The sequence below is a fragment of the Agrobacterium sp. 22-223-1 genome, assembly GCF_053522385.1.
The window spans coordinates 1-15,995 of the sequence record NZ_JBNWCN010000007.1 but is presented as its reverse complement, the minus strand read 5'-3'; the positions used below and the strand labels follow the sequence as shown (position 1 = coordinate 15,995).

Here is a 15,995-nt window from a genome sequence, read left to right as displayed (position 1 = left end):
TAGAAAGCCCCGCGAGAGCGGGGCTTTTTTAATGGCGGCCTCAGCTTTTGGTGAGTTGCCCTATGAACAGATGCAGCGTTTTATGCATTGCCTCCGAAGGGGGCTCGGCAACATGCCATTCCGGAAAATGTCCATCGATTGCCATGCGGGCAAGGCCATAGACCAGCGCGCGGGCGCCCAGTACGAGCTGATCCAGATCGAGGCCGTGGGGGAGCTGGCCGTTTTCACGCGCCTGCATCAGCAGATTTATCATCAAGCGCCTTATGGCATCGTTCTGCTCGCGTAAAATATCAGACGAATTGAAGTCGATCAGCGTTCGCGAACTTATGACTTCAAAATGCGTCGGGTTGGCCAGCGCCCAGCGCAGATAGCCGTGGCCAATGGCTTCGAAGGCGACAAGCGGGTCCTCATCGCCGGCCTGCGCTCTCGCGGTTTCGACGGATTCGGTCAGCCGGTTCATCGCCTGCTCCGCGACAGCAGTCATCAGGGCCGTTTTTGAGCGGAAATGCCTGAACGGCGCTCCCGGTGAGACGCCGGCACGCTTGGCGGCCTCACGGACGGAAACATTTTCAGCACCCCGTTCCTCGATGATTGCGATTGTTGCCGCAATAAGTTCATCGACAAGGTTGCCGTGGTGGTAGGGCCTGTCGCGTCCCGTCTTCTTGTCCTGAGCTTTTTCCATAGGCCATTGGGTAGCACCAAATCGGGATGTAATCACTGATTATTTTATTGCGTCGGAATGAAGCTTTATGTAAGCATCGATTACATTGAGATATGGAGATTTCAATGTTGCACCCGGTTCTAAAAATCACTCTCGCATTTGCATTTTTCCCGATCGTCGCCGCTCATGCGCAGGACAGCCCGAAGCTGGAAATCGTGTGGCCAAAGGCCGGTGATGTCATCGAATTGGGCAATGATCCCGAACGGGCTATCGGCGTCGTTGTCAAGAGCAGCTTCAAGCTGCTTCCCGCCGGGCAGTGTGGAGGAGACGGCCAATGCGGCCATGTACATATGAAAATCGACCCTTCGGGCGATACATGCAACATTCCCTACCGCGCCTATAACAGCATGAACAGCGATTTCGGCGGTGATCTCATCAAGGCACGGTTCGGACATTGCCCAAGTCCGGCCGGCCGGCACGTCATCGGCATTCTGCTGGCAGATGATCACCATCAGCCTGTTCTGGTCGACGGCAAGCCGGTCACGGCGCTTGTCGAAGTGACAACCAAAGACTGACCTCAGGAGCGGTAGCAGCGGTCATGTCGTAGAATGGCGCAATAAAAAAGGTCCCGCGCAAACGGGACCTTTATCTCGATAAGCCTGAAAGCCGGGACGTCCTCAGCCCTTCGTCGGCTTCGGCCCGCGCTTTTCGAAGGGCTTGTCCTTCTTGCCCTCGTATTTCGGCTTGTCGCCAAAGGGCTTTTTCTTCTTCCAGGGCTTGTCGTCGCCCTTGCGGTCATCGCGGGGGCCGCTCGCATTGTCCGATTTGCTGAATTTCCGTTGCGCCTTGGCCGGGCGCGTGTCTTCGCGGAAACCGCCGGTCATTTCCGGCTTGCCTTCCAGCGCCCTCAGACGGATGCCCTTTTCGAGCGTCATATCCTTGCCGATGGCGGAGGTGAAACGGTCGACGGCATCGGCCGCCAGTTCCACGAAGGTCTCCGTCTGCTGCATGCGGATCGCGCCGATATCCTGGCGGGTGATCTTGCCGAAACGGCAGAGCATGGGGATCAGCCAGCGCGGTTCGGCGCTCTGCTTGCGGCCGACGGACAGTGAAAACCAGGCGCTGTCGGCGAAATCGGAACGCTCACGGCGCGGCGCATTGTTCTCGACCGTCTCGAAGCTGTCGCGGCGCGGCTTGCGGTTGTTATCGAGCGAGACTTCGGCGATGTCCTCCGGCGCGGAACGTCCAGCGTGGTACAGGCGCACGAAAGCGGCGGCGACCTTTTCAGCGCCATGCTGCTCCAGAAGCCTGGTGACGAAATCGCGCTCGTCCTCGGCCACGGCCTCGGTCAGCGACGGGTCGGCCAGAAGCCGGGCGCCATCGCGCTCGACGATCTCTTCGGCCGAAGGCGGGCGAACCCATGCCGGGCTGACCTTGGCGCCTTCCAGCAGGCGCTCTGCCTTGCGGCGCTGGTTGATCGGCACGACGATGGCGCTGACGCCCTTCTGACCGGCGCGGCCGGTGCGGCCGGAGCGGTGCAGAAGCGTCTCGGAATTGGTCGGCAGGTCGGCGTGGATGACGAGTTCGAGACCCGGCAGGTCGATGCCGCGGGCGGCAACGTCGGTCGCCACGCAGACGCGGGCGCGGCCGTCGCGCATGGCCTGCAGCGCATGGGTGCGCTCATTCTGGGTCAGTTCGCCGGAAAGGGCCACGACGGCAAAGCCGCGATTGTTCAGTCGCGCCGTCAGATGGTTCACCGCCGCACGGGTGGAGCAGAAGACGATGGCGTTGCGGGCTTCATAAAAGCGCAGCGCATTGATGATGGCGTTCTCGCGGTCGGCCGGCGTCACCAGCATGGCGCGGTATTCGATATCGACATGCTGCTTCTGTTCGGAAGCGGTGGCGATGCGCACGGCGTTCTTCTGATAGCTTTCCGCAAGCTTGGCGATGCTGCGCGGAACGGTGGCCGAGAACATCAGCGTGCGGCGGGTTTCCGGCGATTCTTCCAGAATGAATTCCAGATCTTCACGGAAACCGAGATCGAGCATCTCGTCGGCTTCATCCAGCACCACGGCGCGGATGGACGACAGATCGAGCGCGCCGCGCTTGATGTGGTCGCAAAGACGCCCGGGTGTGCCGACGACGATGTGAGCGCCGCGTTCGAGCGCACGGCGCTCGTTGCGCACATCCATGCCGCCGACGCAGGAGGCAATCGAGACACCGGCGAATTCATAGAGCCACTCCAGCTCGCGCTTGACCTGCATGGCCAGTTCGCGGGTCGGCGCGATGGCGAGCGCCAGCGGTGCGGAGGCCTGACCGAAGCGGCCGCTCTCCGGCAGCAGCGTCGGCGCCAGTGCAATGCCGAAGGCAACGGTCTTGCCGGAACCGGTCTGTGCGGAAACCAGCGCATCCTTGTCGGCCAGTTCGGGCGCAAGCATGGCCTGCTGCACGGGGGTCAAATCTTTATAGCCGCGTTTTTCCAACGCCTGCGCGATCGCCGGGGCGATACCCTGGGTGTCTGTCATCTACCGTCTTTCGGATATGAAGCCGCCCGCATCCGCCCGAAACCAATAGGTCCTAAAGTCTCCGGGGCAGCCAATGCAGGCCATTTCGGCCATCTGGCCGGTTGCATTGCCGCGCTCATACTGCGAATGGGCCGGTTTGTACAGTGCACTGCGGTACGCTCTTTTGCGGGTGCTTTATCCCGTCGACGTTTTCATCCCGCCATTGTTCCTGAGCGATGCTGCGAAAAAGGCGTACCGCATGGTTCATAAACGGCATTGCGTGCCCCCCGCCTTTTCGCTAAGAGACCCGCAACTTGAGGCTCTTTGTCAGGAAGAGCCGACTGGGTTTGTTCTTGTCCGTCCGCTCTTCGAAGGAGCCGGCGGGAAAATGGGATGGTACTGGTCAAGGCTATGGCTCGCATTGTCATGAAATTCGGCGGCACGTCCGTCGCGAACCTCGAACGCATTCACAATGTCGCACGGCATGTGAAACGCGAAGTGGATGCCGGCCATGAAGTGGCCGTGGTCGTTTCCGCCATGTCCGGCAAAACCAATGAGCTGGTGGACTGGGTGCAGAACGCCGCGAAGGTGGCCGGCGCCAACGCCGCCTCCTTTTTCGATGCGCGCGAATATGACGCGGTTGTCGCATCCGGCGAACAGGTGACATCGGGTCTTCTGGCGATCACGCTGCAATCCATGGGCATCAATGCGCGCTCCTGGCAGGGCTGGCAGATCCCGATCCGCACCGACAATGCGCATGGCGCCGCCCGCATTCTCGAAATCGACGGTTCGGATATCATCCATCGCATGGGTGAAGGCCAGGTGGCCGTTGTCGCCGGTTTCCAGGGCATCGGCCCGGACAATCGCATCGCGACGCTTGGTCGCGGCGGTTCGGATACGTCCGCCGTTGCGATTGCCGCCGCCGTCAAGGCGGATCGTTGCGACATCTATACCGATGTCGACGGCGTTTATACGACCGATCCGCGCATCGAGCCCAAGGCTCGCCGCATGAAGAAGATCGCCTTCGAGGAAATGCTCGAAATGGCGTCTCTCGGCGCGAAGGTTCTGCAGGTTCGCTCGGTTGAGCTTGCCATGGTACACAAGGTGCGCACCTTCGTTCGCTCCAGTTTCGAGGATCCCGATGCGCCGGGCATGGGCGACCTCATCAACCCGCCCGGTACTTTGATTTGTGACGAGGATGAAATCGTGGAACAGGAAGTCGTAACCGGCATCGCCTATGCCAAGGATGAAGCACAGATCTCGCTGCGCCGCGTGGCCGACCGTCCGGGCGTTTCCGCCGCGATCTTCGGGCCGCTTGCCGAAGCGCATATCAACGTCGACATGATCGTGCAGAACATCTCCGAAGACGGTTCGCGCACCGACATGACCTTCACCGTTCCTTCGGGCGACGTTGCCAAGGCGATCAAGCTTCTGGAAGACAACAAGGCCCAGATCGGCTTCGATGTTGCGCAGAACGAGACAGGTCTCGCCAAGGTTTCGGTCATCGGTATCGGCATGCGCAGCCACGCCGGCGTTGCCGCAAGCGCGTTTAAGGCGCTTGCCGAGAAGAACATCAACATCAAGGCGATCACCACCTCCGAGATCAAGATTTCGATCCTGATCGACGGCGCCTATGCCGAACTTGCGGTTCGCACTTTGCATTCCGCCTACGGTCTCGATAAGAGCTAAGCCGAGACATCGGTTCCCGATGCTCCGATTCTTCGGAGTTGCGTTCTTCCGATGTGGCGTTTCATGAAAGCGTGTCCCTTGCGGGACGCGCTTCTCGCGCTATAAATTTTTAAATGACCTTTTGATTCTCGAATATTATGACATTCGGATCGGAAGTGTCGGGGAGCAAACGCGATGAGAGACCTTTCCGCAGGTCCGCGCGTCCTGCTCAAGCGGCTGCGCGAAATGATGGCGGAGCACCTTGAACCGCAGGACCGTCTGGACCAGATCGTCCGTCAGATTGCCAGCAACATGGTGGCGGAGGTTTGCTCGGTCTATGTGCTGCGCTCCGACAGCGTGCTCGAGCTTTACGCGACCGAAGGTCTGAACAAGGATGCCGTGCATCTTGCCCAGCTGAAAATGGGGCAGGGTCTTGTCGGCACCATCGCCGCTTCCGCCCAACCTCTCAATCTTTCCGATGCGCAGGCGCATCCCGCTTTCCGCTATCTCCCTGAAACCGGTGAGGAAATTTATCATTCCTTCCTCGGCGTGCCGATTTTGCGTTCCGGTCGCACTCTTGGCGTTCTTGTGGTCCAGAACAAGGCCAGCCGAACATACCGGGAGGATGAAGTGGAAGCGCTTGAGACAACCGCGATGCTCATTGCCGAAATAGTGGCGAGCGGCGAGTTGAAGAAGATCACCCGCCCCGGAGTGGAGCTGGATCTGACGCGCGCCGTTTCCATCGATGGCGACGGCTATGGCGAAGGCATCGGTCTTGGCCACGTCGTGCTGCACGATCCGCGCATCGTCGTCACCAACCTGCTCAATGAAGATGCCGATACGGAAATCCGACGTCTTGCCGATGCCATCGGCTCGCTGCGTCTCTCCATCGATGACATGCTGCAGCGTCGCGATGTGCCGACCGAGGGTGAGCACCGCGAGGTTCTGGAAACCTACCGCATGTTCGCCCACGATCAGGGCTGGGTGCGGCGCATGGAAGAGGCGATCCGCAACGGCCTGACGGCGGAAGCGGCGGTCGAGAAAGTGCAGAGCGACACCAAGGCGCGCATGATGCGCCTGACCGATCCCTATCTGCGCGAGCGCATGCATGATTTCGACGATCTCGCCAACCGGCTGCTGCGGCAGTTGATCGGTTTTGGCGGTCGTGGGCCGGAGCAGGATTTCCCGCTCGACGCCATCGTGCTTGCCCGCGCCATGGGTGCTGCCGAACTGCTCGATTACCCGCGTGAAAAACTGCGTGGTCTGGTGCTGGAAGACGGCGCGGTGACGAGCCATGTCGTCATTGTGGCCCGCGCCATGGGCATTCCGATCATCGGACAGGCGACCGGTATCGTCGCTCTGGCGGAAAACAACGATCCCATCATTATCGATGGCGATGACGGTCAGGTGCATTTGCGCCCGATGTCGGATTTGCAGCGTGCCTATGAAGAAAAGGTGCGCCTGCGCGCCAAGCGGCAGGAGCAGTTCCGCGCGCTGCGCAACGTCGAGCCGATCACCAAGGATGGCCAGAAGGTCAATCTGAAGATGAATGCGGGCCTTTTGGTGGACCTGCCGCAGCTCGACGAATCCGGCGCCGACGGCATTGGCCTGTTCCGCACCGAGCTGCAATTCATGATCGCCTCCAACATGCCGAAGGGCGAGGAGCAGGAGGCGTTCTACCGCTCCGTTCTGCGGCAGGCGAAGGGCAAGAGCGTCACCTTCCGCACGCTCGATATCGGCGGCGACAAGGTCGTTTCTTATATGCGCGGTCAGGAAGAGGAAAACCCGGCACTGGGTTGGCGGGCGATCCGCCTGTCGCTCGACCGGCCGGGCCTGATGCGCACGCAGATGCGCGCGCTGCTCCGTGCCGCCTCGGGCGCCGAGCTGCGCATGATGCTGCCGATGGTGACGGAAGTGTCGGAAATCCGCGCCGCTCGCGACCTTTTGCAGAAGGAAGTGCAGCATCTTTCGAAATTCAGCCATGCGCTGCCGAAAAAGCTGCAATTCGGCGCCATGCTGGAAGTGCCATCGCTGATGTGGCAGCTCGATGAGCTGATGCAGGAGGTGGATTTCGTGTCCGTCGGTTCGAACGACCTGTTCCAGTTCTCGATGGCGGTGGATCGCGGCAATGCGCGTGTTTCGGATCGTTTCGATAATCTGGGCAAGCCGTTCCTGCGCATTCTGCGCGATATCGTCCGCGCCGGCGAAAGGCACCACACCTCGGTCACGCTGTGCGGCGAAATGGCGGGCAAGCCGCTTTCGGCCATGGCTTTGATCGGCCTCGGCTTCCGTTCTGTTTCCATGTCGCCGACGGCCATCGGCCCGGTCAAGGCCATGCTGCTCGGGCTCGATGCCGCGCGCCTGGCCGAAGAGCTGAACGCGGCGCTGGACGACCATAATTCGCTGGAAAGCGCGCGCGAGGTGTTGTTACGCTTTGCCGCGACGCATTCCATTCCCGTTTAGAGCATTTCCAGGAAAAGTGGACCCCGGTTTTCCGTCCGGAAATGCGTTAAAGCAAAAAGTTAGAGCGTTTTCGCGTTTCGAAGAAAAGCGAAAACGCTCTAAAAGATCTGTTTCATTATTGGAGTGACTGGTGGCGAAGCTTCCCGTCGAAAAAATGCGCGAGTTGGAAAGACGCTTTGGTGAGATCGAAGCGCGTATGTCGGCCGGGCCTGCTGCGGATGTGTATGTGAAGCTGGCTTCGGAATATTCCGAACTCGAGCCGGTGGTGAAGAAAATCCGCGACTACGAGAAGGCGGTTTCCGAGGCCGCCGATCTCGAGGCGCTGCTGGCCGACAAGTCGACCGACAAGGATATGCGCGACCTGGCGGAAATGGAGCTGCCGGATGTCGAGGTCCGCATCGGCGAGCTTGAAAAGGACATGCAGGTCCTGCTGCTGCCGAAGGATGCGGCGGACGAAAAAAGCGCGATTCTCGAAATTCGCGCCGGCACCGGCGGGTCCGAGGCCGCGCTCTTCGCCGGTGATCTGTTCCGCATGTATGAACGTTTCGCCTCGACCGAGGGCTGGAAGGTGGAAGTGCTTTCCGCAAGCGAGGGCGAAGCGGGCGGCTACAAGGAAATTATCGCGACGATCAGCGGGCGCGGGGTGTTCTCCAAGCTGAAATTCGAATCCGGCGTGCACCGGGTGCAGCGCGTACCGGAAACTGAAGCGAGCGGCCGTATCCACACGTCTGCGGCCACCGTTGCTGTGCTGCCGGAAGCGGAAGATATCGATATCGAAATCCGCCCGGAAGACATTCGCATCGACACGATGCGTGCCTCGGGTGCGGGCGGCCAGCACGTCAACACCACCGACTCCGCCGTTCGCATCACCCATCTGCCGACGGGCCTGATCGTCACCAGCTCGGAGAAATCGCAGCATCAGAACCGCGCCAAGGCCATGCAGGTTCTGCGCTCGCGTCTCTACGACATCGAGCGCCAGAAAGTGGATAGCGAACGTTCGGCCGACCGTAAGAGCCAGGTCGGTTCCGGCGACCGTTCCGAGCGTATCCGCACCTATAATTTTCCGCAGGGCCGCGTTACCGATCACCGCATCAACCTCACGCTCTACAAGCTGGACCGGATGATCGAAGGCGAGATCGATGAACTTGTGGATGCGCTGATCGCCGACTATCAGGCGGGGCAGCTTGCACAGCTCGGCGAACAGCTTTGAGCACGGCGGCTGAAGCGAGTGTTGCGAACGCGCTTGCCGCAGCCCGCAAAAGGCTGCAGGCGGCGGGGATCGCCGATCCGCTTCTCGATGCGCGGCTTTTGATTGCGGAGGTCGTCGGTTTTTCATTGACCGATTTCGTGATGAAGCCCGATCGTGTCGTGACACCGGAAGAAAGCGCCCGTATCGCCGCCATGATCGAAAGGCGGGCGAATGGCGAGCCCGTTCACCGCATTCTCGGTCACCGGGAATTTCATGGCCTCGACCTTCTTTTGTCGAAGGAGACGCTTGAACCCCGGCCGGATACGGAAGTTCTTGTCGATACGCTGTTGCCGGCGCTGAAAAAAGCCGTTTCCGCCAAGGGCAGCGCCCGCATTCTGGATATGGGCACCGGGACCGGCGCGATCTGTCTGGCGCTGTTGAAGGAATGTCCCGAAGCAACCGGTATCGGTAGCGATATTTCCGCCGATGCGCTGGAAACGGCGGCCCGGAATGCGGCCCGAAACGATCTCGGCGCGCGCTTCGAGGCCATCCGCAGCGACTGGTTTGAAAAAATCTCTGGCCGCTTTGACATAATTGTGTCGAATCCGCCTTATATAAGGACTGATATCGTCGCAACGCTTGACCAGGAGGTTCGTATCCACGACCCGATGGCGGCGCTGGATGGAGGTCAGGACGGCCTTGCACCGTACCGCCTCATCGCTGCCGATGCAGGCCGCTTTCTTGTGGAAAACGGGATTGTCGGTGTGGAGATCGGTTTCGATCAAAGGCTTGATGTTTCCGCTATATTTGCTTCCCACGGCTTCTCTCTTCTGGACGCCGTGAAGGATTATGGCGGTAACGACAGAGTTTTGACCTTCCGGAGATAGTTGTTCGCGATATGTATGCGGATTTTTTGCAAGGATATTTTGCACAGCAAAAGAAAAGGCTTGGATTTCCGCAGGAAGCGGGATAGTTTGCGGCCACATGCCGGGTGGCTGAGGACGAGCACAGATTCGTCAGGGTATGGGTCAGTCCCGAAGCGGGTTCTTTAAAGAGCCCTGAAAGGCTGGGCGTTTCCGGCATGTGAATCAGTAAACTTTGTTCGCAGGCGGCTCGGTGCAGCATTTGCGCAGCCGGTCGTCATACGCGAGGTCTTGCCCTGGGGTTATCTTCGGCAAGGCGCGTGATGGAGCAATTTCAGGAAAAATTTCCAGCGGTTTTCCGCCCGGAATTGCATGAAAACAACCAGATTGTCAGCAAAACAGAATTCAGGTGAGCAATTGATGAGGCCAGGACAGCAAAACAAGCGCGGCCGGGGGCGTGGAAACAACAACAATAACAATGGTGGCGGTAACAACAACTTCAACCGCAAGGGCGGCAACCCGCTCACCAGGACTTATGACAGTTCCGGCCCCGATGTTAAAATCCGTGGCACAGCCCAGCACATAGCGGAAAAATATGCGGCTCTGGCGCGCGACGCGCAGAGTTCCGGCGACCGCGTGATCGCTGAGAACTATCTGCAGCACGCTGAACATTATAACCGCATCATCGCTTCGGCTCAGGCCCAGATGCAGGAACGTTTCCAGCGCGACGACCGCGGCGAGTATAATGCTGCCGATGGCGACGATATGGATGTGAACGACGGCGATGAAGGCGTCGTTGCACCGCAGCAGCAGGCCGAACAGGCCGAGCGCGCGCAGCAGCCGGAACGTCAGGAGCGTGCTGAGCGGAACGAACAGCGCCAGGAGCGTCGTGAGCGCCCGGACCGCCGCGAGCGGCAGGAGCGTCAGCCGCGCCAGCCGCAGGTGGCCGCCGAACAGCAGCCGCCGGTATACGACGCTAGCCAGGCGCCGCAGCCCGTCATCGAAGGCACGCCCATGGAAGTGGCCGTCGAGGAAGAGCAGCAGCAGGCGGAAGCTCCGGCTGGCGAACGCGCACCGAAGACGCGCCGTGCAACCGGATCGCGCCAGCGCCGCCCGCGCCGCACCGCCGCTGCGGAAGGCGCCGAAGGCGAAGATGCGCCGGCCGGTGAAGAGGCGGCACCTGCCACGCTTGAGAACGCTGCCGAATAAGCAGCTTCTGCAAACCACTCTGCGATCGAAAAACTCCGGCTTGCCGGAGTTTTTTGTTTTCGGCGGTTGGCTATGTACATTCCGTTCGCAGCCGATGGGATTTGATGCCTGTCAAATCATATGAAAATTTCCCGGATGATGGGTTTTTCTCCCTTTAAACCGATGAAAATGCCTCCCATATTCGTGCAGGACGGACGGAAGCCGCATTCGCCGGCAACCGACCGTCGAGAGGCGGCAATCGTGAAATCCTTTAAGCACGGCTGTCGCAGCGGGGCTTGCCTTTTGAGGGAGCCTCAACCCTAACACCCGGAGCCGTGCCGAAAGCGGGCGGGCCGGTCTATGGAGGTTCGACTATGAATATTGAAAAATACTCCGAGCGCGTTCGCGGTTTTCTGCAATCGGCGCAGACCTTTGCGCTGGCGGAGAACCATCAGCAGTTTTCGCCCGAACACGTTCTGAAGGTTCTGCTCGATGACGAGCAGGGTATGGCGGCATCGCTGATCGAGCGCGCCGGCGGCAACGCCAAGGAAGCGCGTCTTGCCAATGATGCGGCGCTTGCGAAATTGCCCAAGGTTTCCGGCGGCAATGGCGGCCTTTCGCTTACCGCGCCGCTCGCCAAAGTGTTCTCGACCGCGGAAGATCTCGCCAAGAAGGCGGGCGATAGTTTCGTCACCGTCGAGCGTCTGCTGCAGGCGCTTGCGATTGAAAGTTCCGCCACCACTTCGGCTTCCCTGAAGAAGGCCGGTGCAACGGCGCAGGCTCTCAATCAGGTCATCAATGACATCCGCAAGGGCCGCACGGCCGACAGCGCCAATGCCGAACAGGGCTTCGATGCGCTGAAGAAGTTCGCGCGCGACCTGACGGAAGAGGCCCGCGAAGGCAAGCTCGACCCGGTGATCGGTCGCGACGACGAAATCCGCCGCACCATCCAGGTGCTCTCGCGCCGCACCAAGAACAATCCCGTCCTGATCGGTGAACCGGGCGTCGGTAAAACGGCGATTGCCGAAGGCCTTGCGCTGCGCATCGTCAATGGCGACGTGCCGGAAAGCCTGAAGGACAAGAAGCTGATGGCGCTCGATATGGGCGCGCTGATCGCCGGCGCGAAATATCGCGGTGAGTTCGAAGAGCGTCTGAAAGCTGTGCTCAATGAAGTGCAGGCCGAAAATGGCGGCATCATCCTGTTCATCGATGAGATGCACACGCTGGTCGGCGCCGGCAAGGCCGATGGTGCGATGGATGCGTCCAACCTCCTGAAGCCCGCGCTTGCCCGCGGTGAGCTGCACTGCGTCGGCGCCACCACGCTCGATGAGTACCGCAAACATGTGGAAAAGGATCCGGCCCTTGCCCGCCGTTTCCAGCCCGTGCTGGTGGATGAGCCGACCGTTGAGGACACGATCTCGATCCTGCGCGGCCTGAAGGAAAAATACGAACAGCATCACAAGGTCCGTATCTCGGATTCGGCCCTGGTTGCGGCTGCGACGCTTTCCAACCGTTATATCACCGACCGCTTCCTGCCCGACAAGGCAATCGACCTGATGGATGAGGCCGCTTCGCGTCTTCGCATGCAGGTGGATTCCAAGCCGGAAGAACTGGACGAACTGGATCGTCGCATCATTCAGCTCAAGATCGAGCGCGAAGCCCTGAAGCAGGAAACGGACCAGTCGTCCGCCGACCGCCTCAAGAAGCTCGAGGACGAGTTGGCCGATACGGAAGAAAAGGCGGATGCGCTGACGGCCCGCTGGCAGGCGGAAAAGCAGAAGCTCGGCCATGCCGCAGACCTCAAGAAGCGGCTGGACGAAGCCCGCAATGAATTGGCGATTGCCCAGCGCAATGGCCAGTTCCAGCGCGCCGGCGAGTTGACCTATGGCATCATTCCGGGTCTCGAAAAGGAACTGGCTGCGGCGGAAGCCCGCGATAGCAGCGGTGCCGGCTCGATGGTTCAGGAAGTGGTGACGGCGGACAATATCGCCCATGTCGTTTCCCGCTGGACCGGCATTCCGGTCGACAAGATGCTGGAAGGTCAGCGCGAAAAGCTGCTGCGTATGGAAGACGAGCTTGCCAAGTCCGTTGTCGGACAGGGCGAGGCCGTTCAGGCGGTTTCCAAGGCGGTTCGCCGTTCGCGCGCTGGCCTTCAGGATCCCAACCGGCCGATCGGTTCGTTCATCTTCCTCGGCCCGACGGGCGTGGGCAAGACCGAGCTGACCAAGTCGCTCGCTCGCTTCCTGTTCGACGACGAAACCGCGATGGTTCGCCTCGACATGTCGGAATATATGGAGAAACACTCCGTTGCCCGGCTGATCGGTGCGCCTCCCGGCTATGTCGGTTACGAAGAGGGTGGGGCGCTCACGGAAGCGGTTCGCCGCCGGCCCTATCAGGTCGTGCTGTTCGACGAGATCGAGAAAGCGCATCCGGACGTGTTCAACGTCCTCTTGCAGGTGCTGGATGATGGCCGCCTCACGGACGGCCAGGGCCGGACCGTCGATTTTAAGAACACCATCATCATCATGACCTCGAACCTCGGTTCGGAATTCATGACGCAGATGGGCGACAATGACGATGTGGATTCGGTTCGTGATCTGGTGATGGAGCGGGTCCGGTCGCATTTCCGGCCGGAATTCCTCAACCGTATCGACGATATCATCCTGTTCCACCGCCTGCGGCGCGACGAAATGGGTGCAATTGTCGAAATCCAGCTCAAGCGCCTCATCTCGCTGCTCGGCGATCGCAAGATTTCGCTCGAACTGGATGAGGATGCACGCAACTGGCTTGCCAATAAAGGTTACGATCCGGCTTACGGTGCCCGTCCGCTGAAGCGGGTGATCCAGAAGGCGGTTCAGGACAGGCTTGCCGAAATGATCCTCGGCGGCGAAGTCCCGGATGGATCGCGGGTCAAGGTGACCTCGGGCACGGACCGGCTGCTGTTCAAGGTCAAGCCCGCCAAGGGCGAGGCCGAAGCTGAAACGGCCGATGCGGCATAAAATGAAAGGGCTCCGGAAACGGAGCCCTTTTTATATGACCGGGCCCTTTTCACATGACCGGGATTGTCGTTCGGGTCTCTCCGCAGATCAGCGGCTCGCCACCTGATTGGGCTTTTCGTCAATATTCAGCAGATTATCGATGCGCTTTCTCTCGTCGGAGAAACGCGCCAGCGCCTCGCCGGAAAGCGACTTGCCGCCCGGTAGGCGCACCTTCATCGCATCCACCTTGGTGCCGTTGACGATCAGCTCGTAATGCAGATGAGCGCCGGTCGAAAGGCCGGTCGATCCCACATAACCGATGACCTGACCCTGCCGGACCTTTGCGCCTTCGGTGACACCCTTGGCGATGGCGCTCTGGTGGTTATAGGAAGAGACATAGCCATTGGCGTGGCGGATCAGCGTCTGGTTGCCGTAACCGGAGGCCCAGCCGGCCTTCTCGACAGTGCCGTTGCCCGTCGCGATGATCGGCGTGCCGCGGGCGGCGGCCCAGTCGGTGCCGGTATGCATGCGGCTGAATTTCAAAACCGGATGGCGGCGCATGCCGAAACCGGATGTCATGCGGCCGTTCGGAACCGGGTTGCGCAACAGGAACTGCCGGATGCTTTTGCCGTTTTCATCGAAATAATCGATGCTGTTGTCGTCCGGGTTCTGGAAACGGTAAAAACGTGTCTCGTTGTCGCCGAATTTGGCGTTGACGTAGAGCAGTTCCGACTTGTCCGTCGCCTTGCCATCCGCGTCTTCCACGGAGAAGAAGGCTTCCAGCGTATCCGCCGGCTTGAGCTGCGCCTGAAAATCGACGCTGCTGGCCAGAAGCTTGATGAGCTGCGAAACCATGCCCTGGTTCATGCCGTAAGCCAGAGCCGCACGGTAGACCCCGTCATAAACGCTCGGCAGATCGCGTCCGGCGGCAGGCGCCGGGGTGCTGTCGAAGGCGGTCGCCACGGCATCGAGCTTCGGCGGTTCGCTGGCCTTGATGAAGCGCTTGCTGTCATCGATGGCCATGGTGACCATGTGGCGGCCCTTGCGGTAAAGGCTCACGCGCACGATGTCGCTTTTCTCGTCTTCCTGAATAATGCCGACGCGCAGCACATCGCCGCTTTCGACATTGTTCGACTGGATTTGCGGCGATAGCAGCCCGGCGATTTCCGAGGACTGCGCCTTGGAGTAGCCGGCGCCGAACAGGGCGGCCTCGATGGTTTCGGTCTGGCGGGCAGGGATCACGTCGTCGGCATATTCCTTGACAGGCACTGAGGCGGACTGCGGGGTCGATACCGACATGTTCTGTTCGACGACACGGGCGGCAAGGCCCGCGGTAATATCGACATCGCCGTCGTCATTATCGAAACGGCGTGGGTCGATGTAATAGAGCGCTGCCAGCTGCTCGTTGCCATCCGTCAGGATCGAACCGTTCGAGCGCACCGCCTCCTCGACCTCGTCGAAGCTCAATGAGCCGGCGAAGGCATATTTGGAATGCTGGACGGGAAAGGCGACAGTCTTCAGGCTGACTTCGGATTCAACTTCGGAACCATAGATCGTGCCCGTCCGGCTAGGCGCGGGTGCCGATGCGTCCTTGTCCTCGTTGCTGGCAAAAATATTCAGGGGATCGAAGGCGGGATAGTCATCCTGCTTGGCGTAATTTGACGCCAGCGGAATCTTGACGTGGGAGAAGGGAACCTTGCGGACCACTTCCTTGTCGCCTTCATTGATGACGGTGGAGACTTCCATGATCGACCGGTCGGACGGCCGGGCCGCGATATTCGGTGCGACGAGGCGCGTTCCGCGACGGGCGGCTTCGGTGGCATTGTTGCCCATATCCGCCTTGGCGAAGGCTTCGGCGGGAATGGCAAGCTGCTGGCGACCATCAAGAGCGGCAAACAGCGCCACGCCCATCAATATGGAAGAGGTAATGCCGGTGAGGAACGTGCCGGAAAGCCATCGGAGCGAAATTTCGCGACGATCGGGTGCACGGCGCCCTTCCGCCAGAATTGGCGGTTCCGTGCCTAGCGACCGGATCACATTGCGATCCGCAGTCATACCAGCTGTGCCCCGTCGGTCATGCGCTCTCCAGAAACTTCAGGCGAAGGTGTGCAACTTTCAAAGCTGGGAGTCAAATCGGTCGACGCACCAGCGGGACATGTCGCAGCAGCCCATATAAGGACACGCGCAGGCATGTCTCGTATTAACGCTTCGTTGACGAAGCAATTAGCGAGGAAGGGGGCTAAAAGAAGGCGCGAGCCCTGCCTTGACGCCCGGCGGCCTGTTCTCCTGTGCAAAACCAGGAGTGTGGTTGCGTCTTTCTATGCCGATAAGCTCATGAAAACGAAATTCCCTTTTACAATCAGTTAGATATCACATTTCTTGTTTTTTTTGATATTGCTGTGTTGACTTGTTTGGTTGGGTGGATTTATAAGTCCGCTCACTGAACGAGGGCGGCGGCGCTGCTGGCGACGGCGACTTTCG

10 protein-coding genes and 1 pseudogene are annotated in these 15,995 nt (G+C 60.1%); 7 read left to right on the top strand and 4 right to left on the bottom strand.

Features of this window, described 5'->3' with window-relative positions; translation table 11 throughout:
* Positions 1 to 40: 40 nt before the first annotated feature.
* Together ACQZ60_RS22740 and ACQZ60_RS22735 are read right to left on the bottom strand one after the other, a co-directional pair.
* Entirely contained in the window at positions 41 to 460 is a 420-nt protein-coding gene (locus tag ACQZ60_RS22740; protein ID WP_448736286.1) for a TetR-like C-terminal domain-containing protein, read from the bottom strand.
* Positions 461 to 484: 24 nt separating this feature from the next.
* Positions 485 to 682 (bottom strand): annotated as a pseudogene (locus tag ACQZ60_RS22735) (helix-turn-helix domain-containing protein); the annotation flags it as partial.
* 104 nt (positions 683 to 786) lie between these two features.
* Here ACQZ60_RS22735 and ACQZ60_RS22730 point away from each other — a divergent pair.
* Entirely contained in the window at positions 787 to 1,236 is a 450-nt protein-coding gene (locus ACQZ60_RS22730; RefSeq protein WP_448736173.1) for a hypothetical protein, read from the top strand.
* 102 nt (positions 1,237 to 1,338) lie between these two features.
* On the opposite strand, the gene ACQZ60_RS22725 is transcribed toward ACQZ60_RS22730, so the two are convergent.
* On the bottom strand, positions 1,339 to 3,186 hold the full coding sequence (locus ACQZ60_RS22725; protein ID WP_448736172.1) for a DEAD/DEAH box helicase: 1,848 nt from the start codon (positions 3,184 to 3,186) through the stop codon (positions 1,339 to 1,341).
* A gap of 390 nt (positions 3,187 to 3,576) precedes the next feature.
* On the opposite strand from ACQZ60_RS22725, the gene ACQZ60_RS22720 reads away from it, so the two are divergent.
* From ACQZ60_RS22720 to clpB, 6 genes are all read left to right on the top strand, one after another.
* Positions 3,577 to 4,854, top strand: a complete 1,278-nt coding sequence (locus ACQZ60_RS22720) for an aspartate kinase (protein ID WP_003522538.1) — start codon at positions 3,577 to 3,579, stop codon at positions 4,852 to 4,854.
* A gap of 174 nt (positions 4,855 to 5,028) precedes the next feature.
* Positions 5,029 to 7,296 carry a phosphoenolpyruvate--protein phosphotransferase gene (ptsP, locus tag ACQZ60_RS22715; protein WP_174058480.1) on the top strand — a complete coding sequence of 756 codons (2,268 nt, stop codon included), beginning with the start codon at positions 5,029 to 5,031 and terminating at the stop codon, positions 7,294 to 7,296.
* Positions 7,297 to 7,426: 130 nt separating this feature from the next.
* Positions 7,427 to 8,506 (top strand): peptide chain release factor 1, encoded by a 1,080-nt coding sequence (gene prfA, locus ACQZ60_RS22710; protein WP_448736171.1) that lies wholly within the window; start codon positions 7,427 to 7,429, stop codon positions 8,504 to 8,506.
* Positions 8,503 to 9,372, top strand: coding sequence for a peptide chain release factor N(5)-glutamine methyltransferase (gene prmC / locus ACQZ60_RS22705; RefSeq protein ID WP_448736170.1), 870 nt, complete (start codon positions 8,503 to 8,505; stop codon positions 9,370 to 9,372). Before prfA ends, prmC begins: the two co-directional genes overlap by 4 nt.
* 396 nt (positions 9,373 to 9,768) lie before the next feature.
* A complete protein-coding gene (locus ACQZ60_RS22700; protein ID WP_448736169.1) occupies positions 9,769 to 10,557 on the top strand; it encodes a DUF4167 domain-containing protein in 789 nt (262 codons plus the stop codon).
* A gap of 353 nt (positions 10,558 to 10,910) precedes the next feature.
* The gene (clpB, locus tag ACQZ60_RS22695) at positions 10,911 to 13,535 is read left to right on the top strand and encodes an ATP-dependent chaperone ClpB (protein WP_003522543.1); all 2,625 of its coding nucleotides are present in this window, start codon (positions 10,911 to 10,913) and stop codon (positions 13,533 to 13,535) included.
* Between the two features lie 87 nt (positions 13,536 to 13,622).
* On the opposite strand, the gene ACQZ60_RS22690 is transcribed toward clpB, so the two are convergent.
* Positions 13,623 to 15,569: a M23 family metallopeptidase gene (locus ACQZ60_RS22690; protein WP_020811299.1), complete on the bottom strand. Its 1,947-nt coding sequence runs from the start codon at positions 15,567 to 15,569 to the stop codon at positions 13,623 to 13,625.
* Between the last annotated feature and the right edge of the window lie 426 nt (positions 15,570 to 15,995).